We start from the raw sequence: 24,617 nt of genomic DNA, 5'->3' as shown, positions 1-24,617 counted from the left end.
TGTGGTTCCGTTGCCTCTTTTTTTACAAAGAGCGAAAGAGGTTTTTATGATGCATCATGCTTTTTCCCGTCGTCAGTTCTTGAAGGCAGGCGGTGCGGCAGCCCTTTCCACCGCTGCTGCCGGGCTGCTGAGCAGCTGCGGCGGTTCCTCTGCGGGCGGCACTGCCACCGGTGACGGCAGCGCCACCTACACCGTGCTGTACGCCCGCCAGCCCGCCACCCTGAACTATCTCATCTGCTCTGCCGACCCGGACCTGTACCACGGCACCCACTGCGTGGACACGCTGGTGGAGTACGACAGCCGCGGCAAGATCCGCGAAGGCCTTGCCACCAGCTGGGAATGGGACGCCGACACCCTGACATGGACCTTCCACCTGCGGGACGAGAACTGGGTGGACTATACCGGCGCGGTGCTTGGCCCCGTGACCGCGCAGGATTTTGTGGACGCGCTGGCTTATCTGCTGGACCCGGACTATGCCTCCGGCACCGCCAGCCTTGTCACCCCCTATGTGGCCGGGGCTGAGGACTACTACAACTACTGCGTCTGGCGCAACAACGCCAACAACGGCACCGTGGCCGAGGACGGCACCACCTACACCATCGACGCCGCAGGCACCGTGACCCTGACCGCCGCCGACGGCAGCACCACCACCTGCCCTGCTGTGGATTTCTCCTCTGTGGGCGTTTGTGCCGTGGACGAGCACACCCTGACCTATACCTTGAACTACGACTTCCCGGGCTTTTTGAGCCTTTTGAACTACGCTCCCTATGAGCCTGCCTACGGCCCCATGCTGGCAGAGCTGGGCGACCAGTTCTGCACCAGCGCCGAGACCGCCTGCAACTGCGGCGCGTTCTATCTGGCGGAGTACACCCCGCTGGAAAGCTGGGTGATGAAGAAAAACCCCGAAAACTACGATAAGGACAACGTGTACATCGACACCATCCGCTACATCTACAATCAGGAGGCGCTTATCAGCGGCCCGGAGATGGTGCGGCGCGGCGAGATCGACCAAGCCACCATCAGCTCGGACATTCTGGACAGCTGGCTGGCAGACGATACCACCAAGGATATGGTATCCATGGAGCGCCCGGAGACCGGCAAGAGCTACTTCTACTTCTTCAACTTCCTGCCCTACGCCCACCAGTTCTCCAACTGGAACACCACCGGTGTGGACGCCCAGTACCAGCCGGACAACTGGGCCAAGGCGGTGAACAGCACCAACTTCCGCAAAGCCTTCCTCTACGCCATCAACCCCGCCGTTACGCTGGCGGTCACCGCACCGGAAGGGTACGAAAACTACAAGCTGCACACCATCACCCCGCCCTCCTTCTGCGCGGACAGCAAGGGCGTGGACTATACGGAATGCGGCGCGCTTGCCAAGGTGACCGACCACTTCAACGAAGCCACCGCCAAGCAGTACCGCGACGCCGCCGTGCAGGAACTGACCGCTGCGGGGGCTACCTTCCCCATTAAGGTGCAGTACCCCTACAATCCCGCCGTGGTGGACTGGGACAAGCAGTGTCAGGTGTTCAAGCAGCAGGTAGAGGGCGTTTTGAACGACGGTTTCGACTTTGTGGATATTATTATCACGCAGGGGCCGTCGGATAACTTTTTGAACGCAGTGCGCCGCGCGGGTGCGTATGAGTTCATGTCCTACTACTGGGGCGCCGACTACTCCGACCCCGAGACCGAGGTGTACCCCTTCTATCAGGAGGCGGGCGACCGGGGCACCTGCTACGCCTTTCTGCGCACCGGCGTAGAGGACGGCATCATCACCGGCGAGACCGCCGACTATGTCATGACCTACATGGACATGGTGGAAAAAGCCAAGGGCATCACCGCCGACCTTGACGCCCGGTACGCCGCCTTTGCCGATGCCGAAGCGTACCTCATCGAGAATGCACTGGTCATCCCGCTCAGCCTGCCGGTGCCGCCCTACATCGCCACCCGTCTGAACCTGTGGGAGGGGCAGTACGCCCCCACCGGCTTCTCCTCCAACCGCCTGAAGGGCATCCATATCCTCGACCACTACGTTTCCATGGACGAGTATAACGCCAACCGGGATGCACGGTAAGCCGCAGTGCCTGCGGCAATGAGGTGCTGACGCAATGAGGTGCTGACGCAATGAGGTTTGGCGCAAAATGATGTGCCGCTTGCGCGGCAATGCTTTATAATTTCGGGATAGCGGAGCGCCTGCGGGCGCTCCGCTATCCCATTTTCACGGGAGGGAACTCCCCATTTTCCCGCAAAAACCCACAAAGCACTTCCCAAAAAGGGCAATTTGCGGTATGCTATATCTATCGGTATTTCAAGTAAAAAGAGAGGTGCACACCATGGTGCAATATCTTGCAAAGCGCATCGGGCGCTCGGTGCTGACGCTGTTTATCATCGTGACGCTGGTGTTCTGCCTGCTGCGGCTCATGCCGGTGGAAGGCTACTTTGCAAACTACGAAAAAATGTCCGAGGCGCAAATTCAGGCCGGGCTGCAAGCCATGGGTCTTTTGGACCCTCTGCCCGTGCAGGTGGGGCGCTTTTGGAAAAACGCTTTGCACGGCGACCTTGGCGTGAGCCATATCTATAAGGTAAACGCCCCGGTCACCCAAATTTTAGCGCAGAAGCTGCCCATCTCCATCCAGATGGGCGTGCTGGCCATGCTGCTCAGCCTTGTGCTGGGCATCCCGCTGGGGCTTGTGATGGGTCAGTACAAGGGCCGCTGGCCGGATAAGCTGGGTACGGCGCTGATCGTGCTCATTCAGGCTGTGCCCGCTGCGGTGTACTTTTTGTACATCCAGATGTACGGCACGGCGGCGGTGGGCGTGGGGCTGCTCTTCAACGCCGCAAACTGGCGGTACTGGGTGCTGCCGGTGTGCAGCATGAGCCTTGCAAACCTTGCCTTTTACGCCATGTGGCTGCGCCGCTACATGGTGGACGAAAGCAACAAGGACTACGTCCGTCTTGCCCGCGCCAAGGGCGTGTGCGGGCGGGATATCGCGCTGCATCATGTGTTCCGCAACGCCATGGTGCCGCTGGTGCAGTATATCCCCTCGGCGTTTCTCAATACCGTGGTGGGTTCCATCTACATCGAGAGCCTGTACAGCATCCCCGGCATGGGCGGGCTGCTGGTCACCTGTGTGCAGCGCCACGACAACACCATGGTGCAGGGCATCGTGCTGCTGTACGCCTGTGTGGGCATCGTGGGTCTGATACTGGGCGATATCCTGATGGTGCTCATTGACCCCCGCATCAATTTTGGCAGGAAGGAAGGTGGCCGCTGATGTTCAAACGCGCGTGTTCCCGTCGGCTGGAAACGCAGCTGAACACCCTGCAAAAGGACGGCCCTGCCGCGTGGGCAGACCTGCCGGAGGAGGAGCTGTTCACCCCCGCCGGGTTCAGCCAGCAGCAAGCCGAAGCCACTGCCAGCACCAGTTACAGCTACTGGGGCAGCACCTTCCGTGCCTTTTTTAAAAACAAGCTTGCCGTGGCGCTGCTGGCAGCGCTGGCGGCGGTGGTGGTGTTCGCCTTTGTGCAGCCGCTGCTGCCCGGGCAGGCAGACCCCAACCTCTGCGCCGTAGACCCCGCCACCGGCATCCAGTACCGCAACATTGCCCCGGGGCAGCAGGGCTTTCTCTGGGGCTCCAACTCCATCGGACAGGACCTGTGGGCGCGCATCTGGGCGGGCGCGCGCACCAGCCTGACCATCGCCTTTTTCGTGGCGGTCATCGAGGCTGTCGTAGGCATTACCGCCGGTGTGCTGTGGGGCTATGTGCGCGGGCTGGACTTTGTGTTCACCGAGCTGTACAACATCTTCGATAACATCCCCACCGCCATTGTGCTCATCCTCATCTCCTATGTGGCTACCCCCAGCATCTGGACGATGATCCTTGGCATGTCCATCAAGGGCTGGATCGAGATGGCGCGGTTCATCCGCAACCAGATTTTAATTATCCGCGACCGGGACTATAACATCGCCTCCCGCTGCATCGGCACGCCCACGCTGCGTATCGTGCTGCGCAACCTGCTGCCGTATCTGGTTTCGGTCATCATGCTGCGCATGGCGCTGACCATCCCGGAAGCCATCGGCAACGAGGTGTTCATCACCTATATCGGCCTTGGGCTCTCGGTGGAGACCCCCTCGCTGGGCAATCTGGTGAACGATGGCCGCAAGGTGATGATGCAGGCGGGGCTGCGGTATCAGCTGCTCTACCCCACCCTGATTTTAAGCTTTGTCACCATCGCCTTTTACCTGATCGGCAACGCCTTCTCGGACGCTGCCGACCCCAAGAACCATCTGCAATAAGGAGGATACCCCATGACCCAAGACCCCATCCTCTCGGTGCGCGGCTTGCAGATCCGGTTCGATCTGCGCGGGCGCACCCTGCACGCCATCCGGGAGATCGACCTCGACCTTTACCGGGGCGAGGTGCTGGCTCTTGTGGGCGAAAGCGGCTCCGGCAAGAGCGTGTTCACCAAAAGCTTTATGGGCCTTTTGGACGCGAACGGCAGCATCACCGGCGGCAGCATCGACTACTACCCCACCCCCGGCTGCGCCCCGCTGCACCTTGCGGCACTGAAAACCGAAAAAGAGTGGCTTACCGTCCGCGGGCGAGAGATTGCCATGGTGATGCAGGACCCCATGACCAGCCTGAACCCGCTCAAGACCATCGGCGAGCAGATCACCGAGGCGGTCACCCTGCATCAGGGCTTAAAGGGCGCTGCTGCGCGGGAAAAGACGCTGGAATACCTGCGGGACGTGGGCATCCCGGACCCCGCGCTGCGGTACAAGCAGTACCCCCACGAGTTCTCCGGCGGGATGCGGCAGCGGGTGGTCATTGCCATTGCGCTGGCGTGCAATCCGAAAATCCTGCTCTGCGATGAGCCCACCACCGCGCTGGATGTGACCATTCAGGCGCAGATTTTGCAGCTGCTGCGGCAGATGCGGGAGAAATACCACCTGACCATCGTGCTGATCACCCACGACCTTGGCGTGGTGGCAAACCTTGCCGACCGGGTAGCGGTGATGTACGCGGGCGATATCGTGGAGATCGGCACAGCGGACGAAATTTACTACGACCCCCGCCACCCCTACACATGGGCGCTGCTGTCCAGTATGCCCCAGATGGGCGTGAAGGGCGAGGATCTGTTCAGCATCCCGGGCACGCCGCCCAACCTGTTTGCGGAGATCCACGGCGACGCCTTTGCGCCCCGCAACCCGCAGGCGCTGAAGATCGACTTTGTCAAGCGCCCGCCCTACTTTGCGGTGTCGCCCACCCACAAAGCGCGCACATGGCTGCTGGACCCCCGCGCGCCCCGCATCGAGCCGCCTGCTGCGGTGAAAAAGCTGCAAAAGGAGGGGCTGTGATATGGCAGAGCCGTTACTGGAAGTAAAAAATTTACAGGTGACCTACGGCAGCGGGCGCAAAGCGTACCCTGCGGTGCAGAACGCCAGCTTTACCATCTATAAGGGCGAGACCTTCGGTCTTGTGGGCGAAAGCGGCAGCGGCAAAACCACCATCGGCCGCGCCATTCTGCGCATTTTGCCCACCACCGGCGGCGAGATTTTATACAAGGGTCAGCGCATCAACGGCAAAATCTCCCGCGCGCTGGACAGGCAGCTCACCCGGGAAATCCAGATGATCTTTCAGGACCCGCAATCCTCCCTGAACGAGCGCGCCAAGGTGAGCTACATCGTAGGCGAGGGGTTGCAGAACGTGCGCCCGGAGCTTACCGCCGCGCAGCGGGAGGAGAAGGTGCGGCAGGCGCTGTTGGACGTAGGTCTGCTGCCGGAGTTTGCCAGCCGCTTTCCCCACGAATTTTCCGGCGGGCAGCGGCAGCGCATCGGCATTGCCCGGGCGCTCATCGTAGAGCCGGAGTTCATCGTGGCAGACGAGCCCATCAGCGCGCTGGATATGTCCATCCGGGCGCAGGTGCTCAACCTGCTGCGTCAGCTGCAAAAGCAGCGCGGCATCACCTACCTGTTCATCGCCCACGACCTTTCGGTGATGCGTTATATTTCCGACCGCATTGCCGTCATCCGCAAGGGGCATATCGTAGAGCTGGCGGACGCCGAGGAGCTGGTCACCCACCCGCTGCACCCCTACACCCGCAGCCTGCTTTCTGCTATTCCCATGCCGGACCCGCGCCGGGAGCGGGAAAAGCAATTGCTGGTCTACGACCCCGCCATGCACGATTACACCGCAGCGCCCCCCGCGTGGCGCCAGCTGCGTCCCCGGCACTGGGTGCTGTGCAATGACGCCGAGGCACAGCAGTGGCTCGCCGGAAGCGGGACGATTTGAAATGCGCGCCGCGTTGCTTTGCGCATAAATAGTTGCTGTTGCATTATAAAGTTGAATTGCTAGAATTTTCCGACAACTACCTTGACAATCAGCGGTATTGCTCTATAATACAAGTGTATACTATGCAAAAAAATGCATGGGAACGTTTGGGGGACATAATTAATAACAAGGAGGCAGTACGATGAAAAAAATGGAGCGCAGAAAGTTTTTGCAGGTTATGGGTGCGGCGGCTCTTGTGGGCGCAGCGGGTGCTTTGACGGGTTGTGGCCCGGTGCCTGGGCCGGAACAGAATAAAGGCGATGGCTCGGTTTCATTGGCATCGCTGGATGCGTTCACCGGACATTTGGAATGGAACAACGGCGTAGAACCGGAGGATGTCTCCGGAAACAGCTACTCCAAAGCGGTCAACTATATTGTTTGTGCATTTTCGAACGGATCCGAGTGGGATTTCTTGAAGAGTTATACCAATGGATATGGGTACGGTTTTGCAGAGTATCGTGTATCCAAAAAATATAAGAAGCTGACCATGAAGCTGGCACCGCACAAGCTGATGAATAAGGACGGAAACGCTTATATTAAAGTGTATGCAGATGATAAGCTTGTAGCAACTTCGGAGTTCGTGAAGAAAAAATCTTCGGTAATCGACTTTGAAGCAAATATTGCGGACGCAGAATATATCAAATTGGAAGTGTATGTCCATACAGGAAATTCCATCGGCGAGGGTCCGGATGGCAATGATGGTGCGCTCATCATGGCGGACGCAAAGCTGTGGTCGTAACGTTATAAAATGATGGACGAACGAAATGTCAGCCGCCGGAGTTTTTTTAAAGGTATCGGCAGTACCTTGCTGGTTTCGGCGGTGATTGGTATGACTGGCTGCGGCAAAAAGAGTCAGCCGAAAACAAAAACCAAAGAGGAATTGCTTGCGGGTGATTGGTACAGTTTTTTCACTGAGCCGGCTCTTTCCGTCTATGACGACGGAACCTATACGATGTATGGCGATTACGGTACAGGTCATTGGGCAATTGTAAATGAAGACCAGCTCAAACTTACAGATTTCTACGGGGAAACACATATCATGCGTTTGGTTGATATAGATGAGAGTAAACTGACGCTTGGCCCGACAGAAGCCGATATTGCGGGTGGTGCAGACCCGGACGCAAGGCTTATGATGTACCATACATATGAAGAAGCGAAGCAAAACCAGTCCAAAAATGAATAAGTAGTCAAAAGGGGCTGTTGCAAAATAGCTCTCTGAAAAAATCATGCACAAAACCCGGAACCTTTTCAGGGTCAAAACGGCTCAAAAAGGGTTCCGGGTTTCTGTTTTTGCACTATTTCTTTGTGCAAGTTGCTATCGCATTTTTATTTTGCAACAGCCCCTTTCCCTTTTTTACGGTTGCACGGTTTGTTTATTGACTTTCCCCTGCGGTTCTACTACAATACGGAATAAGAGGTCTTGCCCTCTCCAGCATCCCGGCAGCTTTCCACCATGGCAAGCTGCCTTTTTTATGACCGCCGCAAATACTGCGCCGGACGGGAAGATTGAAAGAAGAGAAAAGAAGAAAGGTTTTGATCCTATGACCGAAAACACCAAGGAGCCTGTCTATGCCTCCAAGGCAAAGCCTTGGCTGAAGTATTATGATGAAAAGTACATCCACCAGACCGTGCCGGAGTGCTCGGCCTTTGAGCTGATCTGCCGCAGCAACGAGCGGCATCTGGGCGACACCGCGCTGGAATACTACGGCCGCAGGTTCAGCTATGCCGACCTGATCGTGCAGGTAAAAAAGACCGCCGCCGCCTTGCAGGCGCTGGGGGTGAAAAAGGGCGATATCATCACGGTGGTCAGCGTGATGACCCCGGAGGTGGTCTACACCTTCTACGCCGCCGACCTGCTGGGCGCTACCCTGAATCTGGTAGACCCCCGGTACAGCGCCGAGGGCATCCGGGAGTACATCGAGGAGGTGGAGTCCCGCCTGCTGATCTGCCTGAACGTGGTGTACCCCCGCTGCCATCAGGCCGCAAAGCGCACCAGCGTGGAGCGGGTGGTGGTGCTCAGCCCCGCCGACAGCCTGCCGCTGGCCAAAGCCGTGGGCTACAAGCTGACCAACCCGGATAAAAACCGCTACGCCTCCAACGTGCTGCGCTGGAAGGACTTTATCGCCGCAGGCAAGGGGCACAGCCCCGCCGCCGTGCCCTACGACCCCCAGCACGCCTGCGTGGTGGTGCACACCGGCGGCACCACCGGCTCGCCCAAGGGCGTTATGCTGACCGACTACTGCTTCAACGCCCTTGCGCAGGAGTTTGCCGCCCAGAGCCGTCTGTTCCATCGCGGACAGAAGATGCTGAACGTGATGCCGCCCTTCATCGCCTACGGTTACAGCTGCGGCATCCACATGCCGCTGGTCATGGGGCTGCATGTCATCATCATCCCCAATCTGGACCCGGATAAGCTGGGCGCGCTGGTGTGGAAGCACAAACCCGCGCACATGTTCGGCGTGCCCACCCACTACCAGCAGCTGGCTGCCGACCCGCTGCTGAAAAACAAAGACCTTTCCTTCATCCGCAACTACGCCGCCGGCGGCGACTCCCTCTCGCTGGGCGCAGAGCAGACGGTGAACCAGTTCCTCAAAGCCCACGGGGTGGAGTACCCGCTGGCAAAGGGCTACGGCATGACCGAGGTGTCCTCGGCAGCCACCATTGCCGCCGGTAACGTGACAAAGCCCGGCAGCGTGGGCATCCCCATGGTCAACACGGTGGTCTCCATCTTCGAGCCCGGCACCGAGACCGAGCTGCCCATCGGTCAGCGCGGCGAGATCTGCATCTGCACCCCCACCGCCATGAAGGGCTACTACAACAAGCCCGAGGAGACCGCCTACCTGCTGCGCCGCCACGCCGACGGCCAGCTGTGGGCGCACACCGGCGATATCGGCTATATGGACGAGGACGGCTTTGTGTATCTGGACGCCCGCATCAAGCGCATCATCATCCGGCACGACGGCTTCAAGGTGTTTCCCTCCATGATCGAAAACGTCATCAGCCGCCACCCCGCCGTGCACCAGTGCTGCGTGGTGGGCTACGCCGATACCGACCACACGCAGGGACGTCTGCCCTTCGTCTTTGTGGTGCTGGACCCTGCCGCCGCTGGCAAAAAGCGCCAGATCCTGCGGGAGCTGCGCCAGCTGTGCCGCGAGGAGCTGCCGGAGTATGTGCAGCCCGCCGCCTCGGCCTATAAGATCATCCCCGAAATGCCCATGACCCCCGCCGGAAAGGCCGACTACCGTAAGCTGGAGGAAGAGGTGGGGTAAACCCGCTGCCTTTAAGAAAGAAGGAACCATCCATGGATCATCCCCGTTTTGCCGCATGGCTGTGCAGCGCCGCTGCGCTGGTGCTGCTGGCTGTGCCCGCCTTTGCACAACAGCCCGATGCCCTGCCGCCGGAGGCTGCCCCCGCCGCGCAGGTGCAGCCCGCTGAGGAAGCCCCCGCTGAGCAGGCCGCCCAGCCCGCCCCGGACGGAGAAGCGCCCGCTGAGGAAGCCGCCCAGCCCGCCGGGGAAGCCACTGCCGCCGACCCACAGCGCACCTATGTGGCGCTGGGGGACAGCATCGTTTCCGGCGTAGGTCTGCCGGATTTCAAGTACACCGAAGCCGCCATCGGCATGGACGTGGCCGCAAACTTCGAGGGTTACCCGGAGCAGTGCTATGTTTCGCTGGTGGGCAAAGGCCTTGGGCTGGACCGTCAGCACGCCATCAACCTTGGTCTGCCCGGGCTGACCACCGGCGACCTTGTGGATATGCTGCACACCGGCGCAATGCCCCAGATGAACCAGCTGGCGGGCACCTACTACGTCTACCCCCAGATGCTGGACTATATCCGGCGTGCGGATATCATCAGCGTGCAGATCGGCTCCAACGATGCGCTGGTGCCCGCCCTTGTGGCGCTGGGCAACGCCACCAACTGGAAGAGCGAGCAGCTGGTAGCCACCATCGTCAGCGGTGTGCTGCGCGAGCCCAGCTTTGAGAACCTGCAGCGGCTGAACAGCGACCTTTCCCGCCTGCGGCTGACCCGCGAAGAACGCAAAGCCACCACCCAGCTGCTGCTGGGCGGCGGCACCGACGCCATCTGCGAACAGGCGTATCAGGACGCCGCCGTACACATGCCGCAGGTGGTGTCCCAGCTGCGGGCGCTGAACCCGGACGCGCAGATCATACTGGTAGGCTACACCAACCCCGTGCCCCTGCTGCCGGAGTGGACACAGCTGTTCCGGCGGCTGAACGCCCTTGGCAAGAGCCTTGCCGCCCAGAACGAGAACGTGACCTATGTGCCCATCCCCTTTACCCTGACCGCCACCGATGCCCACCCCACCGTGAGCGGGCATAAGTACATCGCCAAGCGCATCCTGCGGGCGGTCAAGTAAGCGCACCAAAAAAGCCGGGCAGCCTGCGGGCTGTCCGGCTTTTTATTTGTGTTCAGCTTACCCTTCCGCTCTCTACCGAGAAGCTGACATCCGCCGCAGCCATGGTGGACTTGCGGTGAGATACCAGCAGCACCGTGCGGTCTTTGCACGCGGCGCGGACGGCACGCAGGATGATGCCCTCGTTCAGGCTGTCAAGGTTGGAGGTGGGCTCGTCCAGCAGCAGGAAAGGCGCATCGTGCAAAAATGCCCGCGCCACGCCGATGCGCTGCCGCTCGCCGCCGGAAAGGGTGCTGCCCAGCTCGCCCACGGGGGTGTCGTAGCCCTTGGGCAGGCTGCGGATAAAGTCATCCAGCGCAGCCTTTTTGCAGGCGGCTTCCACCTCTGCCTGCGTAGCATCGCGCTTTGCAATGCGGATGTTGTTGCCGATGGTATCCGCAAACAGTTCGGTCTCCTGCGTCACAAGACTTTCCTGCGCGCGCAGGGCGGCGGTGTTCACCCGCCGGATGTCCGCATCCCCAAACCGGATGCTGCCGGTCTGCACGTCCCAGAAGCGCATTAGCAGCCGCAGCAGGGTGCTTTTGCCGCTGCCGGAGCGCCCGGTGATGCCCACGATCTTTTTTTCCGGGATGGTCAGGCTGATCTCCCGCAGCACCTGCTCCCCCGCGTAGCCAAAGCTGACGCTGCGCACCTCGGCACCCGCAAAGGGGGTGTTTTCGCCGTCGGTCACCTCGGGGGTCACAGGCACTTCGTCCAGCAGCGCCAGCACACGGTCTGCGCTGGCAAATACCTGCGTCAGCCCTGCGCCAAGGTTCGCCAGCGCCACCACCGGCCCGAAGGAGCTGAGCGCGGTCAGGGTGCACACCAGCACTCCCTGCGCTGCCAGTGCGCCGCGCTGGTACAGCCACAGGCTCACGCCCAGCACCGCCAGTGTGGTGAATAAGATCAGGGTGTTGGTCACGGCAACAATAAGCCCCTCACGGTACTTCAGCGCCGTCTGCTTTGCGCCCAGCACCTCGCTGTGGGCGGTGATGCCTGCCGCCCGGGCGGCGGTATCCTGATACTGCAAGGTGTCCCGCAGGCCGCGCAGGCTTTCCAGCACATCGCTGTTGGTATCTGCCAGCGCCTGCCGGTACTCCCTGGCAACGCTCTGCCCGCGCTTTGCGCTCCACACCGGCAGCGCCACTCCCACCAGCAGATAACCCGCCAGCAGCGCCAGCGCGGGCAGGATGTGCCAGTGCGCCGTAAAGGCGGTCATCCCTGCCGCCCAGAGCACGGCGATGCACACCGGCGAGATGGTGTGGGCGTAGAACACCTCCAGCGCCTCGATGTCGGCGGTAATCAGGGAGATCAGATCGCCCCGGTCGCGGCCTTCCAGCTTTGCGGGGGTCAGGCGGCGCAGCGCGCCGAACACCTTATCCCGGATAAGCGCCAACAGCCGGAAGGCGATATAGTGGTTGGACGCCTGCTCCGCATAGCGCAGCACGCCGCGCAGCAAAGCAAACACCAGAATGCACCCGAAGGCCGTGCCCACGGTGGGCAGCGGGCTTTGCAGCCCGGCAGCGGTCAGGATGGCAAAGCCGCCGAAAATGGTGATGAAGGTGGCGCAGAAATGCCCCGCCACGCCCATAACGATGGCTGCCAGCATGATGGGCAGCATGGGCTTTACCAGCACGATCAGCCGCGCCACAATGGCGGCAGGGGTGCGGTGGTTCGTTGTTTTATGCATCAGGCATCCTCCTTTGCAAGGGTTTCCAGCTGCTTCTGGGCGGTGTACAGGCGGCAGTAAGCGCCCCCGTGCGCCAGCAGCTGCGCGTGGGTGCCCTGCTCGGCAATGCTGCCGTTTTCCAGCACATAGATACAGTCGCTGTCCACCACATTCGCCAGCCGGTGGGAGATCAAGATCACCGTCTTTTTCCCCGCCAGACCCCGGATGGCTGCCATGATGTCGTTTTCGCTCTCGGCGTCCACGTTGGAGGTAGCCTCATCGAAAAGGTAGATGGGGGTATCGTGCAGCAGAGCACGCGCCATGGCAAGGCGCTGCCGCTGCCCGCCGGAAAGGTTGCTGCCGCCCTCGTGTACGGCGGTCTGTAAGCCGTTCTGGCTGCGGCAGAAATCCGCAAGGTTCACCTCTTCCAGCACCGCCCAGAGCTCGCTCTCGGTGGCCTGCGGTTTTGCCATGCGCAGGTTGCTTTCCACCGTGCCCTTAAAAATGGTGGAATCATGGGGCACAACGGTCAGGGTGCGCTGCCGCGCAGCCCGCTGCAGCTGCTGCACCGGCACGCCGCCCATGGTCACCCGGCCGGTATACCCGGTGCGCCGCCCCGCCAGCAGGGCGGCAATGGTGCTTTTGCCGCTGCCGGAAGCGCCCACCAGCGAGACAAAGCTGCCCTGCGGCACGGTAAAGGAGACGTCTTTCAGCACGGTGCGGTCTGCCTCGTAGCCAAAGGTCACATCTTCCAGCGCCAGCGTGGTGTCCGCCGGGGCGTTCTGCGCACCGTCCTGCGGCTCCTCGGCTGCCAGCAGCCGGAAGATCTTCTCCGCCGAAGCCGCACCGTTCATGGCAATGTGGAAGTAGCTGCCCAGCAGCCGCAGCGGCAGGAAAAAGTCTGCTGCCAGCAGCAGAATGGTCAACGTGGCGGTCAGTTCCAGCTGCCCAGCCGCAAAGGCCGCCACGGCGCTGATGATGCCCAGCCCCGCGCCGCCGTAGGCCATCAGGTCCATCAGGGTCACCGAGTTCAGCTGCATGGTCAGCACCCGCATGGTGATCTTGCGGAAGCGCTCAGCTTCGGCGTTCATCTGCTCATGCTTCCAGCCGTCGGCCTGATAAATTTTCAGGGTGGTCAGCCCCTGAATGTTCTCCAGAAAGCTGTCGCCCAGCGTGGTGTACTCGCTCCAGTAGCTTGCCAGCAGCTTTTTGGCAAACTTCTGCACCGCCACGATGGACATGGGGATCAGCGGCACGCAGCACAGCAGAATGACCGCCGACCGCGCGTGCACCCCCACCAGCAGCGCAAACAGGGTGACGGGTGCCAGCAGACTGTAAAACAGCTGCGGCAGATATTTTGCAAAGTAGGTGTCGATCTGCTCCACGCCCTCGCTGGCCAGCATGACCACCTCGCTGGTGGCCACCGTTTCGGTATAGACGGGGCCAAGGCGGGTAAGTTTTTCGTAAATCTTGCTGCGCAGGGTGCGCTTGACGTCCCGCGAGGCCTGATCGCTCATGCCGGAAGCCAGCATGGTAAAGGCAAAGCGCAGCGGCACCGTGCCAAGGCAGAGCAGGATATTCTGCCGCAGCGCGGCAGCGGTCAGGCTGCCCGCAAAGGCCGCGCCCACCAGCCGGGCGACCGCCCGGACAAAGATGATATTACACACCAGCCCCAGCCACTGGAACGCCACGTTTGCTCCCACATACCGCAGCGCCGCCCGGTCGAAGGACAGCAGTTTTTTGTTTATCATGGGTGTTTCTCCTTTTCGGTCTTGTCTGCCCCGCCGGGCAGTGGGACGATTTAGAATGCGCTCCGCGTTGCTCTGCGCATAATTAGCGGAATTAGATTTTTATTCGGGATTCAGAAAAGCCTGCGGGCTTTTCTGAATCCCCTTTTCACGGGAGGGGGCGTAACGGTCAACTGCATTTGCAATTCAAACCGCCATTTAACCATTACAGCCCCTTCTGTGAAAATAGCGTTTGGAGCGCTCCGCAGAGCGCGACAAACGCGAAATTATAAATAATTCTTCCGCTGATTATGGCTAGAGCGCAGCGGAAGCCATTTCAAATCGTCCCGCCTGCGGCGCAAGTCTCTTCCCCCTCCACCATCCGCTCATAGTCGGCGGTAAAAAGGCGCTGGGGCAAAGCGCTGGTCATGGCAAGGGCGGCGCTCCACTGCTCCTCGCTTGTCAGCTCCCCGCTCACCGGCGGGAAGTGCGCCAGAATGGCGTCCAGCTCCTGCTGCACCCGCTTTGCCACCCAGATGCCGCGGTCGGTCAGGTAAATTTTACCGTAGTATTCCTTTACGATCATGCCCTGCTCCATGAGCAGGTTCAGAATGCGCACCACCGAGGGTTTTGTCACCCCCAGCTTTTCCGCAATGCTGCGGGAGCTGATGTCCAGATGGGTGCGGCTTACCTCGTAGATGGCCAGCAGATAGCGCAGATGCGCTGCGGTCAGCTGCATACCGGTCACTCTCCTTTTTACGCGCCGGGGCCTGCCCGGTGTTATCATAAGCTAACTTTGTTTTAACTAAAAAGGAGCGCGAGCCGAGAGTTTCAGCCCGCGCTCCTTGCGGTTCATTTCAATGCTCAGTGACAGCCGCTGCAGCCGCTGCAGCTGCCATTGCAGCCGCCTTCGCCGCAGCCGCTGCACCCACTGCAGCCGCCGCCATGCTTGTGGGAGTGCCATGTGATCCAGCCCACACCGCCAAACACGATGACTGCCACAATGATGGTGGGCAGATTAAAATTTGCAGCGAGGAATTCCATCATACAAAACACACCCTTTCACAATGTCATGCAGTTTGATCAGATCTTGGTCACGTCGATCTTGACTTCGTTGTTACCCGCATACTTATTGGGGCGCACCATCAGGTAGATAAACGCTGCCAGCACCACAACAGCCACCACGGTGAACAGGCCGAAGTGCACCTCGCCGGTGACAAGGCCGCCCAGCTGATACACCACCAGCGATGCGCAGTAAGCCAGAGCGCACATATAACCAATGGCAATGGCGGTCCACTTGCCGTTGTTCATCTCGCGCTTGATGGCACCCATTGCGGCGAAGCAGGGAGCGCACAGCAGGTTGAAGATCATGAAGGCGTAAGCAGACAGTGCGGTGTAATCCTGTGCCACAGCGGCCCAGATCTCGTCGCCGTTCTCAGACAGCTCGCCGCCGAAGTGATACAGGACGCCGAAGGTACCAACGACGTTCTCCTTGGCGATCAGGCCGGACACGGAAGCGACGGTTGCACGCCAGTTGCCGAAGCCCAGAGGTGCAAAGATCCATGCGATCTTGGTGGCGATGGCAGCCAGAACAGAGTTGTCCTGATCTTCGACCATGCCGAATGCACCGTTCTCGAAGCCAAAGCCCTGCAGGAACCACAGCACGACGGTCGCAAGCAGAATGACGGAACCGGCACGCTTGATGAAGGACCAGCCGCGCTCCCAGGTAGCACGGAACACGTTGCCCCAGGCAGGCACATGGTAAGCAGGCAGCTCCATGACGAAGGGAGCGGGGTCACCGGCAAAGATCTTGGTCTTTTTCAGGATGATGCCGGAGCAGATGATGGCAGCCATGCCGATGAAGTAAGCGGAAACAGCAACCAGCGGAGAGCCGCCGAACATGGCACCTGCAATCAGGCCGATAATAGGCATCTTAGCGCCGCAGGGGATGAAGCAGGTGGTCATGATGGTCATGCGGCGGTCACGCTCGTTCTCGATGGTACGGGAAGCCATGACGCCCGGCACGCCGCAGCCGGTGCCCACCAGCACCGGGATAAAGCTCTTACCGGAAAGGCCGAACTTGCGGAAGATACGGTCCATGATAAAGGCCACGCGGGACATATAGCCCACATCCTCGAGGATGGACAGCAGGAAGAACAGCACCAGCATCTGGGGCACAAAGCCCAGCACTGCGCCGACACCGGCGACGATGCCGTCCATGATCAGGCCGTACAGCCAGCCTGCCACGCCGATGCTCTCCAAAAAGCCGCCCAGTGCATTGGGCACGATCTCGCCGAACAGCACATCATTGGTCCAGTCAGTTGCAAAGGTGCCGATAGACCAGCCGCCGTCTGCAATGGAGGTGCCCATGGACAACGAATACATCAGGATCATGACCAGTGCGAAGATGGGCAGTGCCAGCACACGGTTGGTAACGATACGGTCGATCTTATCGGAAACGGTCAGGTGCTCCACGCGGGCCTTCTTCTTGACAGCCTTGCCCACCACGGTGTTGATGTAGGCGTAGCGCTGGTTGGTGATGATGCTCTCGGCGTCATCGTCCATCTCTTTTTCGCAGTCCTGAATGTGCTCGTCGATGTGATCCATCAGGGTCTTGTCCAGCTTCAGCTCATCCTGCACCTTCTCGTCCCGCTCGAACAGCTTGACGGCGTACCAGCGCAGGAAGCGGTCATCCACCTTGCCCTGAATGCTCTCCTCGATGTGGGCAATGGCGTGCTCCACGCTGCCGGTGAACACATGGGGCAGCTCGCCGGTCTTGCCGGCCTTGGCAGCGGCTACCGCAGCCTTGGCGGCAGCCTCGGTGCCCTCGCCCTTCAGTGCGCTGATCTCCACTGCCTGACAGCCCAGCTCTGCGCTCAGCTTCTTCAGGTCGATCTTATCGCCGTTCTTGCGCACCAGATCGATCATGTTCACAGCCATGACCACCGGGATGCCCAGCTCGATCAGCTGGGTGGTCAGGTAGAGGTTGCGCTCGATGTTGGTGCCGTCGATGATGTTCAGGATGGCGTCGGGCTTCTCCTTCACAAGGTAAGTACGGGAGACAACTTCCTCCAGCGTGTAGGGGGACAGCGAGTAGATGCCGGGCAGATCCTGAATGATCACGTCCTTATCGCCCTTGAGTTTGCCTTCCTTTTTTTCCACAGTAACGCCGGGCCAGTTGCCCACATACTGGTTGGAGCCGGTCAGGTTGTTGAACAGGGTCGTTTTGCCGCAGTTCGGGTTGCCGGCCAGTGCAATTTTAATGCTCATTGCGGATACCTTTCCTCCCTTTGGTCGTATCAGACCACTTCGATCATCTCAGCGTCGGCCTTGCGCACGCTCAGCTCGTAGTTGCGCACGGTCAGCTCCATGGGGTCGCCCAGCGGTGCCACCTTGCGCACATAGATCTGCACCCCCTTGGTGATGCCCATATCCATGATGCGGCGCTTCACCGGGCCTTCGCCGTGCAGGCGTGCCACGGTGGCGGTCTCGCCCACCTTTACGTCTTTCAGTGTTTTCATCGTACTCGTTCCTCCCTTGCAGTATTTCATGCAGCACCGGGAAGGCGCTGCTCAGGACACCATGATGCGGCTTGCCATGGTCTTATCCAGTGCCAGACGGCTCTGCTTGACCTGCACGATCAGGTTGCCCGCGATCTCGTTGACCACGGTCACCTCGCTGCCAACCACGAACCCCAGCTCGGCCAGATGCAGCCGCACCTCGTCCTTGCCGCTGATCCTGCGGATGGTGACAGTCTCGCCTGCTTTTGTCATTGTCAAAGGCATCATCGCTGTGCTCCCCTTCCCTTGAAAAATATGTGATGCTGCGGTGGTTAGTCAGCCGTAACTATCAGCGTAGATAGTTTACTGCTGCTAACCCCGACTTGTCAATAGTTTTTTCATATCTCATAGTTAGTTTATATAAACAAACAAATTTTATGCCGGAACTGACCTGCATTTTTATCAAAATCATCAATGACTAACTCTATTTTTTGAAGTAAAGTTAGTCAATGTTTACATTTTTAAGGGGTGTTTTGCGGTTTTATAGGGCAGGGTGACGGAGAAACACGACCGCCCGGCGCAGGGGTCAAAGCTGCACCGGGCGGTCGTGTGTAAAAAGGAGGATTGCTCTCTCCTGTGTCGGAAGCATAGGAGAGTTGCCAGGATAAAAGAGAGTATTTGAAAAGAGAATATCAATTTTTCAGGCGGCCACCGCCAGTTTTAAAATGGGCGTGCCGCTGTGGAACAGCCGCAGGTACACCGCCGTGCACTTGGCCAGCTGGTCAAAGTGCTGTTGGGCGGCGGCGGGGTCACCGTAGGACTTCCAGCATCCGCAGCAGGTAAAGCACTTGCCCCGGTGGCGGATAAAGCCCACCACATCCTCCAGCGGATAGCCCAGAAATACCCCGATCTCATGCGGAAAATCCGCTGCCTCCGCCGCGCAGCACAGACGCAGGCTGAGCTGGTCGATCAGCGCGTTGCAGTCCGCGGCATCCTCCGGCAGACGGTAGCCCTCCCGGGCTAAAAAGCCGCGCACAGCGGCATCTGCCAGCACCGTTTGCAGCTTGGCGGCGCGGTAGACGTACACCAGATACTGCCGGGTGGCGATGCACCCCCGCAGCACCCGCACCTGCAGGCCCTTGGGGTTCAGCTGGGCATTCCAGCCCGCCACCCGCCGGGCAAGGTCGGCACGGTCGCGCGTTTCGTAGCGGAACAGCCCCGCAGGTTTCAGCCCCGCCAGTACCGGGGCACATTGTTCGATCATTACGGTCTCAAAATCACGCTCCATGGCGGTTCTCCTTTGGCGGCGGTGTCGGGGTCAGTATGCCCTGGGTGCCGGGCTGTTATAAGTAAGACGTAGCTAACCAGCACTTCAAAAAAAAGCAGCACGCCCGGGCTGCGGGCACTGCCGGTGGGGTTCTATATGGTTAGTTGTTCCTAACGCCAGTAGTGTACCACACCGCAGCGGGGCGTGTCAAGCCTTTCCAGTAAAAAAGTTATTTATGGCAAACCGCACCCGCGCTACCCTTCCGGCGGCGGCTGTGGTATAATTGGGGCATTCTCGGGTCTGCCCCTTGGGGCGCACCCTGCCAAGGAGGCCAAACCCATGCCCACACCCATCACCGCGCACACCCTGTCTGCGCTGCTGAGCGCCGCGCTGGCGCAAAAGCCCACCCGCCCGCTGGTGCTGGCACTGGACGGCCGCTGCGGCAGCGGCAAGACCACCCTTGCCAACGGGCTGTCAGCGCAGTTTCCCGGCTGCACCCTGCTGCGCACGGATGATTTCTACCTGCCGCCCGCCCGGCGCAGCCCGGACTGGGCACACACCCCCTGCGCCAACATGGACCTGACCCGTCTGCGGGACGAAGCCCTGCGCCCTGCCTACGCGGGGCAGGCGGTGGCCTACCAGGCGTACAGCTGCCGGGAGGGGGCTTTTCTGCCCCCGGTACAGCTGCCCGCGCAGCCGCTGCTCATTTTAGAGGGCAGTTACAGCCACCACCCGCTGCTGCGCCCCTACGAGACGCTGCGGGTGTTCGTGACCTGCACCAAGGCCGAGCAGACCCGGCGCTTACAGGCACGGGAGGGCGCACGCTACGCGGATTTTGCCGCCCGGTGGGTGCCGCTGGAGGAGGGGTACTTTGCGCAGTACGGCATAGCCGAAAGCGCGGATTTTGTGGTGGACACCACCCAAGGCGGGACGATTTGAAATGGCTTCCGCTCCGCGGGGAAAGTTTTTGCCTGCCGTCAGCGTGCAGGGACGCTCCGCTGGGCCAGAGGCAGGGAGGGGTGTTCCGACTCCCCCCTCCCTACCTCTGGACTCCACCCACCCCGCAACGGGCCAAGGGCTACACGCCCTTGACAATCCTAAAGAAGAAGTCGAAGCACAAAAAAGCTAGCGCTGCGCCAGTCGGCGCTATCGCTTTAACGCTTTTTTCGCTTCTCCATTAAAAGCCCCTCAGTCGCTGCGCGACAGCTCCCCCCGGGGGAGCAAGTTCCCGCCCGCAAGCTTTGCGGTTTAGCCGGAAACTTTCCCGCCATGCCAAAGGCTCACCCTCAGAGGGAGCTGGCAAAACCGTCAGGTTTTGACTGAGGGAGTTCGTTCCAAACCCTCCCGTGAAAAGGCAATTCTGGAAAATCCGCAGATTTTCCAGAATTGCAAAATAAAAATAATCATTCCGCTGAATATGTGCAGAGCGCAGCGGAGCACATTCTAAATCGTCCCGTCCCCGGTTTCCCGCTATTTTGGGTAAAGATGCCCAAAAAGGCGGGAAATATTTCTCTCTCCCTGCGTGAATGGGGGTTATTTTGCATCGAATCGCGCTTGCAGGGGGCGGGCGGCGTCTGATATACTTATGGTATGGAAGAAAGCAACACCACGCTACAACAAAGAATGGAGGCTGATCCTATGAAAAAACTGGCAAGACTGACCGCCCTTCTGCTCACCGGTGCGCTGCTGCTGGTGCTGACCGCCTGCGGCGCTGCGCCGCTTACGCCGGAGCAGCAGGCAAAGCAGCGGCTGCTGGAGGAGATCAACAGCTACCGCGCAAGCCTTGACTCTAGCCTTGACCCGCTGGTGGAAGTAAAACAGCTCTCTGATGCCGAGCAGGATTTGATAAATCACTTCCGCACCGCCGGTAAGACCATGCTGCCAGAGAGCGAAGCAGATAAAGCCCTTGATGATTGGGGCAGCAAGACTAAGGGCTGGACTTCAGATATGGATTTTGGCTATGATTGGGTTAGAGAGGATAACGAGTCGATCTACATTCTGAATGCCAAGGTTCCATCCAATACCCCGGAGGGCAAGGCAGAGTTGTGGGCAGCATTGAAAGGCTCTGGTAAGTTCATGGGTGAAGATTGCAAGCACATCGGCATTGCCGTTGTGACCATTGACGGACAGATGTACTGGAGCTGCGCCGTGTATTACTGACCCCCTTTCCCCGCACAGAATAACACCCCTTGAACAGAACAAAGCCGGACAGCTTGCGGGCTGTCCGGCTTTTGGTTTTGCTTGATTTACAGGCTGTTACTTATTCTTGTACATATCCTGATAGTAGTTCTGGTAGTCGCCGCTGGTGACGTGGTTCATCCACTCCTCGTGGTTCAGGTACCAGTCGATGGTCAGCACGATGCCCTTCTCAAAGGGAGTTTCGGGATACCAGCCCAGATCATTCTTGATCTTGGTGGGGTCGATGCCGTAGCGGCGGTCGTGACCCAGACGGTCGGCGACGTGCTTGATCAGCTCCTCGCTGATACCCTCGTCCTGCAGACGGTCGTGCAGCTGGTTGATGATGGTCTTGACGATGAAGATGTTGGGGCGCTCGTTGTGGCCGCCCACGTTGTACACCTCGCCGACCTTGCCGCCGTTTGCCACCATATCAATGGCCTTGCAGTGATCCTCCACATACAGCCAGTCGCGGATCTGCATACCGTCGCCGTAGACGGGCAGCTGCTTGTGGTGCTTGACGTTGTTGATCATCAGGGGGATCAGCTTTTCCGGGAACTGGTAGGGGCCGTAGTTGTTGGAGCAGCGGGTAATGTTCACCGGCATACCGTAGGTGTCGTGGAAGGCCATGACGAACATATCGGCGCTGGCCTTGGAGGAGGAGTAGGGGCTGTGGGGGCACAGGGGCGTGGTCTCCATAAAGAAGCCGTCTGCACCCAGAGCGCCGTACACCTCATCGGTGGAGACCTGCAGGTACTTCTTGCCCTCTTTCCAAGTCTTGGCATCGGCGTCGTACCATGCCTCCTTGGCGCGCTGCAGCAGGTTGACAGTGCCCATCACGTTGCTCTGCACAAAGATCTCGGGGTTCTTGATGGAGCGGTCCACATGGCTCTCGGCGGCAAAGTTGATGACGTAGTCGAAATCGTACTTTGCAAACAGGCTCTCCACCAGTTTCTTATCGCAGATATCGCCCTGCACGAACACATGGCGGGGGTCGCCCTCCACGTCCTTCAGGTTTTCCAGATTGCCCGCGTAGGTCAGCTTATCCAGATTGACCAGCAGGATCTCCGGGTATTTTTTAAGCATATAGTGCACAAAGTTGGAACCGATAAAACCGGCGCAGCCGGTGATCAGATAGGTTTTCATAGGTCAGTATCCCTCTTTATTTATTTGTTGTTTCCCCCGGACTGCGGGCGGGCTGCGGCGCGGGCGCGTTCCTCCTCGGCGCAGCAGTGCTTTGCCACAAGGTAGAGGTTCTTGTTCATGCTGTTCATGGTCTTGCCCATGGCTTTGGTGTATGCTTCCAGCCCTTGGTTCATGCTGTGAAGCTCCTCATAGGTGGCTTGGGTGTACCGCGCCAGACCCTCGCTCATATCGTTGAGCTCCTTGTGGGTGGCTTTTGTGTACTCCACCAGTTCCGCAAAGGCGTACAGCGCCCATGCAAGGAACATCTGCAAGACCCAGAACACCACAGCGACCGCCAGCCCCAGCACGATGGCTGAAAACCGACTGAAGGGCTTCAGCATTTCATGGACCGAACCGCACAGCATGGCTGCAAGCACAAAGGCCAGCACACACTGCACCTTTGCAAAGATCTTTAATATCTTGACAGATCTGCTAAAAATCGCATCAAACATGATACATCCTCAGTTCTTCCGCAGGGGGGATTTTCAGTTTTTTCAGCCCTTCATGCCGTTTTCGCCGTCCCAGTGGGCGAAGAAGCAGGCCAGAGCGTCCTTCCAGTCGCGGACATCGTTGCCCACGGTGCAGCGCAGCATCCGGTTGTCCAGTGCGCTCCACTTGGGGCGGTCGGCGCTGTCCGGGTGCTTTGCCTTGTACTCCTCGCTGGTGCAGGGGGCAACAGTGGCATCCACACCGGAAAGGCGGATGATCTCGGCAGCAAAATCGTACCAGGAGCAGATGCCCTCGCCGGTGCAGTGGTACAGGCCGTACTCGTGGGTCACGCACAGCTGCAAAATTTCGTGGGCGAGGTCGGCAGCGTTGGTGGGGTTGCCGCACTGGTCGTTGACCACTTCCAGCTTGCCGAACTTTTTGCCTGCGTTCACGATGGTCTTGACAAAGTTTTTGCCGTAGTAGCTGTACAGCCACGCGGTGCGCACGATGAAGTGGCGGTGGCAGAACCGCTCCACATACTTTTCGCCCATGAGCTTGGTGGAGCCGTAGGCGCTGATGGGCCCGGGCAGGGTGGCTTCATCCTGCGGGATGCCGCCGTTCTCCCGGCCGGAGAACACATAGTCGGTGGAAACGTGCACCAGCCGTGCGCCGGTCTTTTCGGCAGCCTGCGCCAGATTGCGGGGGCCAAGGGCATTTGCCTTAAAGGCATCGTCGTGGTGCACCTCGCACCCGTCCACGTTGGTGTAGGCGGCGCAGTTGATGATGATATCCGGGCGGTTGCGCCGCACGAACTCATCCACCATCTTGTAGTTGGAGATATCCAGTTCCGGCAGATCCACCGGGATCACCGTAGCGTTGAGCAGCTTTTCGGGGATGGGGCCCAGCTCACTGCGGCCTTCCTGCAGCTGTTTGAGCAGCTCTGTGCCCAGCTGCCCCTTGCAGCCTGTGACAATGATTTTCATACCAATGTGCCTTTCCTTATGCTTAGTAGCGCAGCTTGCCGTCGGCCACGTTCTTCAGATGCTGGCCGTAGGGGCTCTTGCCGTAGCGCTCGGCGCTTTCCAGCAAGGTGTCGCGGTCGATCCAGCCATACTTGAAGGCGATCTCCTCCGGTGCGCTGATCTTGATGCCCTGACGCTTCTCGATCATGTGCACAAAGTCGGCAGCCTCCACAAGGCTCTCCATCGTGCCGGTGTCCAGCCATGCAAAGCCGCGGCCCAGCAGCTGCACATCCAGCTCGTCCTTCTTCAGGTACATATCGTTCAGGGTGGTGATCTCCAGCTCGCCGCGGGCAGAGGGCTTTACCTGCTTTGCCATCTGCACCACTTCCTTGTTGTAGAAGTACAGACCGGTGATGGCGTAGTTGGACTTGGGATGCTGGGGCTTTTCCTCCACGCTGAGCACCTTGCCGTCCTTGTCGAACTCCACGATGCCAAAGCGCTCGGGGTCCTGCACATAGTAGCCGAACACGGTGCAGCGGCCCTTGTTCTCTGCGTTGGCCACGGCGCTCTTGAGCAGCTTGGAGAAGCCATTGCCGTAGAAAATGTTATCGCCCAGGATCATGGCGCAGCAGTCGTCGCCAATGAACTCCTCACCCAGAATAAAGGCCTGTGCCAGACCATCCGGGGAGGGCTGCACCTTATACTGCAGATGGATGCCGTACTGGCTGCCATCGCCCAGCAGCGCCTCAAAGCGGGGCGTATCGGTAGGGGTAGAGATGATCAGGATATCCTGAATGCCCGCCAGCATAAGGGTGGACAGCGGATAGTAGATCATGGGCTTGTCGTAGACCGGCAGCAGCTGTTTGCTGGTGACCATGGTCAAAGGATAGAGCCGTGTGCCGGCACCGCCGGCGAGAATAATGCCTTTCATACTTGTGCACTCCTTTTTTCTTATAA

At 59.6% G+C, this 24,617-nt stretch carries 23 protein-coding genes; 11 read left to right on the top strand and 12 right to left on the bottom strand.

Annotated features, from left to right (window positions below):
* Positions 1-46 precede the first annotated feature (46 nt).
* From MTP39_RS03420 to MTP39_RS03380, 9 genes are all read left to right on the top strand, one after another.
* Positions 47-2,074, top strand: coding sequence for an ABC transporter substrate-binding protein (locus MTP39_RS03420; protein WP_249241455.1), 2,028 nt, complete (start codon positions 47-49; stop codon positions 2,072-2,074).
* A 259-nt stretch (positions 2,075-2,333) separates the two neighbouring features.
* Positions 2,334-3,275, top strand: coding sequence for an ABC transporter permease (locus tag MTP39_RS03415; protein ID WP_118658103.1), 942 nt, complete (start codon positions 2,334-2,336; stop codon positions 3,273-3,275).
* Positions 3,275-4,297 (top strand): ABC transporter permease, encoded by a 1,023-nt coding sequence (locus MTP39_RS03410; protein WP_249241454.1) that lies wholly within the window; start codon positions 3,275-3,277, stop codon positions 4,295-4,297. Before MTP39_RS03415 ends, MTP39_RS03410 begins: the two co-directional genes overlap by 1 nt.
* A gap of 12 nt (positions 4,298-4,309) precedes the next feature.
* Complete coding sequence (locus MTP39_RS03405) at positions 4,310-5,359, top strand: ABC transporter ATP-binding protein (protein WP_249241453.1); 1,050 nt, start codon at positions 4,310-4,312, stop codon at positions 5,357-5,359.
* Position 5,360: 1 nt separating this feature from the next.
* Complete coding sequence (locus MTP39_RS03400) at positions 5,361-6,293, top strand: ATP-binding cassette domain-containing protein (RefSeq protein ID WP_249241452.1); 933 nt, start codon at positions 5,361-5,363, stop codon at positions 6,291-6,293.
* A 181-nt stretch (positions 6,294-6,474) separates the two neighbouring features.
* Positions 6,475-7,071, top strand: coding sequence for an NPCBM/NEW2 domain-containing protein (locus MTP39_RS03395; RefSeq protein WP_249241451.1), 597 nt, complete (start codon positions 6,475-6,477; stop codon positions 7,069-7,071).
* Between the two features lie 9 nt (positions 7,072-7,080).
* Positions 7,081-7,515, top strand: coding sequence for a hypothetical protein (locus tag MTP39_RS03390; RefSeq protein ID WP_249241450.1), 435 nt, complete (start codon positions 7,081-7,083; stop codon positions 7,513-7,515).
* Positions 7,516-7,873: 358 nt separating this feature from the next.
* Positions 7,874-9,601 (top strand): class I adenylate-forming enzyme family protein, encoded by a 1,728-nt coding sequence (locus MTP39_RS03385; protein WP_249241449.1) that lies wholly within the window; start codon positions 7,874-7,876, stop codon positions 9,599-9,601.
* Between the two features lie 32 nt (positions 9,602-9,633).
* Positions 9,634-10,710: an SGNH/GDSL hydrolase family protein gene (locus MTP39_RS03380; RefSeq protein WP_249241448.1), complete on the top strand. Its 1,077-nt coding sequence runs from the start codon at positions 9,634-9,636 to the stop codon at positions 10,708-10,710.
* A gap of 52 nt (positions 10,711-10,762) precedes the next feature.
* Here MTP39_RS03380 and MTP39_RS03375 read toward each other — a convergent pair whose 3' ends face one another.
* The 8 genes from MTP39_RS03375 to MTP39_RS03340 all read right to left on the bottom strand — a co-directional run bounded on the left by MTP39_RS03375 (position 10,763) and on the right by MTP39_RS03340 (position 18,930).
* Positions 10,763-12,436 carry an amino acid ABC transporter ATP-binding/permease protein gene (locus tag MTP39_RS03375; RefSeq protein WP_249241447.1) on the bottom strand — a complete coding sequence of 558 codons (1,674 nt, stop codon included), beginning with the start codon at positions 12,434-12,436 and terminating at the stop codon, positions 10,763-10,765.
* On the bottom strand, positions 12,436-14,166 hold the full coding sequence (locus MTP39_RS03370) for an ABC transporter ATP-binding protein/permease (protein WP_249241446.1): 1,731 nt from the start codon (positions 14,164-14,166) through the stop codon (positions 12,436-12,438). Before MTP39_RS03370 ends, MTP39_RS03375 begins: the two co-directional genes overlap by 1 nt.
* A gap of 313 nt (positions 14,167-14,479) precedes the next feature.
* Positions 14,480-14,881 carry a metal-dependent transcriptional regulator gene (locus MTP39_RS03365; protein ID WP_249241445.1) on the bottom strand — a complete coding sequence of 134 codons (402 nt, stop codon included), beginning with the start codon at positions 14,879-14,881 and terminating at the stop codon, positions 14,480-14,482.
* 125 nt (positions 14,882-15,006) lie between these two features.
* Positions 15,007-15,189, bottom strand: a complete 183-nt coding sequence (locus MTP39_RS03360) for a FeoB-associated Cys-rich membrane protein (RefSeq protein WP_044954063.1) — start codon at positions 15,187-15,189, stop codon at positions 15,007-15,009.
* A 36-nt stretch (positions 15,190-15,225) separates the two neighbouring features.
* On the bottom strand, positions 15,226-17,412 hold the full coding sequence (feoB, locus tag MTP39_RS03355) for a ferrous iron transport protein B (RefSeq protein WP_249241444.1): 2,187 nt from the start codon (positions 17,410-17,412) through the stop codon (positions 15,226-15,228).
* Positions 17,413-17,441: 29 nt separating this feature from the next.
* On the bottom strand, positions 17,442-17,663 hold the full coding sequence (locus MTP39_RS03350; RefSeq protein ID WP_005927392.1) for a FeoA family protein: 222 nt from the start codon (positions 17,661-17,663) through the stop codon (positions 17,442-17,444).
* A 51-nt stretch (positions 17,664-17,714) separates the two neighbouring features.
* Complete coding sequence (locus tag MTP39_RS03345; RefSeq protein ID WP_112090590.1) at positions 17,715-17,930, bottom strand: FeoA family protein; 216 nt, start codon at positions 17,928-17,930, stop codon at positions 17,715-17,717.
* A 412-nt stretch (positions 17,931-18,342) separates the two neighbouring features.
* Positions 18,343-18,930 carry a DUF3793 family protein gene (locus MTP39_RS03340; protein ID WP_249241443.1) on the bottom strand — a complete coding sequence of 196 codons (588 nt, stop codon included), beginning with the start codon at positions 18,928-18,930 and terminating at the stop codon, positions 18,343-18,345.
* A 318-nt stretch (positions 18,931-19,248) separates the two neighbouring features.
* On the opposite strand from MTP39_RS03340, the gene MTP39_RS03335 reads away from it, so the two are divergent.
* Both MTP39_RS03335 and MTP39_RS03330 read left to right on the top strand, forming a co-directional pair.
* Positions 19,249-19,848 (top strand): uridine kinase family protein, encoded by a 600-nt coding sequence (locus MTP39_RS03335; RefSeq protein ID WP_249241442.1) that lies wholly within the window; start codon positions 19,249-19,251, stop codon positions 19,846-19,848.
* Positions 19,849-20,547: 699 nt separating this feature from the next.
* A complete protein-coding gene (locus MTP39_RS03330) occupies positions 20,548-21,069 on the top strand; it encodes a hypothetical protein (RefSeq protein ID WP_249241441.1) in 522 nt (173 codons plus the stop codon).
* Positions 21,070-21,165: 96 nt separating this feature from the next.
* Here the strand turns inward: MTP39_RS03330 and rfbB are convergent, their stop codons facing one another.
* The 4 genes from rfbB to rfbA are packed head-to-tail and all read right to left on the bottom strand — an operon-like array spanning position 21,166 to position 24,591.
* The gene (gene rfbB, locus MTP39_RS03325; RefSeq protein ID WP_249241440.1) at positions 21,166-22,230 is read right to left on the bottom strand and encodes a dTDP-glucose 4,6-dehydratase; all 1,065 of its coding nucleotides are present in this window, start codon (positions 22,228-22,230) and stop codon (positions 21,166-21,168) included.
* A 20-nt stretch (positions 22,231-22,250) separates the two neighbouring features.
* A complete protein-coding gene (locus tag MTP39_RS03320; RefSeq protein ID WP_249241439.1) occupies positions 22,251-22,721 on the bottom strand; it encodes a hypothetical protein in 471 nt (156 codons plus the stop codon).
* Between the two features lie 42 nt (positions 22,722-22,763).
* On the bottom strand, positions 22,764-23,681 hold the full coding sequence (gene rfbD, locus MTP39_RS03315; protein ID WP_249241438.1) for a dTDP-4-dehydrorhamnose reductase: 918 nt from the start codon (positions 23,679-23,681) through the stop codon (positions 22,764-22,766).
* A 22-nt stretch (positions 23,682-23,703) separates the two neighbouring features.
* Positions 23,704-24,591: a glucose-1-phosphate thymidylyltransferase RfbA gene (rfbA, locus tag MTP39_RS03310; RefSeq protein ID WP_055187040.1), complete on the bottom strand. Its 888-nt coding sequence runs from the start codon at positions 24,589-24,591 to the stop codon at positions 23,704-23,706.
* Between the last annotated feature and the right edge of the window lie 26 nt (positions 24,592-24,617).

The organism is Faecalibacterium sp. I3-3-33, from assembly GCF_023347295.1.
Lineage (GTDB): Bacteria > Bacillota > Clostridia > Oscillospirales > Ruminococcaceae > Faecalibacterium.
Note: the sequence above shows the minus strand (reverse complement) of the source record. Positions and strands in the feature narration are given on the sequence as shown.

Coding starts and splice junctions, on each gene's coding strand:
- MTP39_RS03385 (WP_249241449.1), top strand. CDS start 7,874: ATGACCGAAAACACCAAGGAGCCTGTCTATGCCTCCAAGGCAAAGCCT.
- MTP39_RS03360 (WP_044954063.1), bottom strand. CDS start 15,189: ATGATGGAATTCCTCGCTGCAAATTTTAATCTGCCCACCATCATTGTG.
- MTP39_RS03330 (WP_249241441.1), top strand. CDS start 20,548: ATGAAAAAACTGGCAAGACTGACCGCCCTTCTGCTCACCGGTGCGCTG.
- MTP39_RS03335 (WP_249241442.1), top strand. CDS start 19,249: ATGCCCACACCCATCACCGCGCACACCCTGTCTGCGCTGCTGAGCGCC.
- MTP39_RS03380 (WP_249241448.1), top strand. CDS start 9,634: ATGGATCATCCCCGTTTTGCCGCATGGCTGTGCAGCGCCGCTGCGCTG.
- MTP39_RS03420 (WP_249241455.1), top strand. CDS start 47: ATGATGCATCATGCTTTTTCCCGTCGTCAGTTCTTGAAGGCAGGCGGT.
- MTP39_RS03400 (WP_249241452.1), top strand. CDS start 5,361: ATGGCAGAGCCGTTACTGGAAGTAAAAAATTTACAGGTGACCTACGGC.
- MTP39_RS03345 (WP_112090590.1), bottom strand. CDS start 17,930: ATGATGCCTTTGACAATGACAAAAGCAGGCGAGACTGTCACCATCCGC.
- MTP39_RS03375 (WP_249241447.1), bottom strand. CDS start 12,436: ATGCATAAAACAACGAACCACCGCACCCCTGCCGCCATTGTGGCGCGG.
- rfbA (WP_055187040.1), bottom strand. CDS start 24,591: ATGAAAGGCATTATTCTCGCCGGCGGTGCCGGCACACGGCTCTATCCT.
- MTP39_RS03410 (WP_249241454.1), top strand. CDS start 3,275: ATGTTCAAACGCGCGTGTTCCCGTCGGCTGGAAACGCAGCTGAACACC.
- MTP39_RS03390 (WP_249241450.1), top strand. CDS start 7,081: ATGATGGACGAACGAAATGTCAGCCGCCGGAGTTTTTTTAAAGGTATC.
- MTP39_RS03340 (WP_249241443.1), bottom strand. CDS start 18,930: ATGGAGCGTGATTTTGAGACCGTAATGATCGAACAATGTGCCCCGGTA.
- MTP39_RS03350 (WP_005927392.1), bottom strand. CDS start 17,663: ATGAAAACACTGAAAGACGTAAAGGTGGGCGAGACCGCCACCGTGGCA.
- MTP39_RS03415 (WP_118658103.1), top strand. CDS start 2,334: ATGGTGCAATATCTTGCAAAGCGCATCGGGCGCTCGGTGCTGACGCTG.
- MTP39_RS03320 (WP_249241439.1), bottom strand. CDS start 22,721: ATGTTTGATGCGATTTTTAGCAGATCTGTCAAGATATTAAAGATCTTT.
- MTP39_RS03405 (WP_249241453.1), top strand. CDS start 4,310: ATGACCCAAGACCCCATCCTCTCGGTGCGCGGCTTGCAGATCCGGTTC.
- feoB (WP_249241444.1), bottom strand. CDS start 17,412: ATGAGCATTAAAATTGCACTGGCCGGCAACCCGAACTGCGGCAAAACG.
- rfbD (WP_249241438.1), bottom strand. CDS start 23,681: ATGAAAATCATTGTCACAGGCTGCAAGGGGCAGCTGGGCACAGAGCTG.
- MTP39_RS03370 (WP_249241446.1), bottom strand. CDS start 14,166: ATGATAAACAAAAAACTGCTGTCCTTCGACCGGGCGGCGCTGCGGTAT.
- MTP39_RS03365 (WP_249241445.1), bottom strand. CDS start 14,881: ATGCAGCTGACCGCAGCGCATCTGCGCTATCTGCTGGCCATCTACGAG.
- rfbB (WP_249241440.1), bottom strand. CDS start 22,230: ATGAAAACCTATCTGATCACCGGCTGCGCCGGTTTTATCGGTTCCAAC.
- MTP39_RS03395 (WP_249241451.1), top strand. CDS start 6,475: ATGAAAAAAATGGAGCGCAGAAAGTTTTTGCAGGTTATGGGTGCGGCG.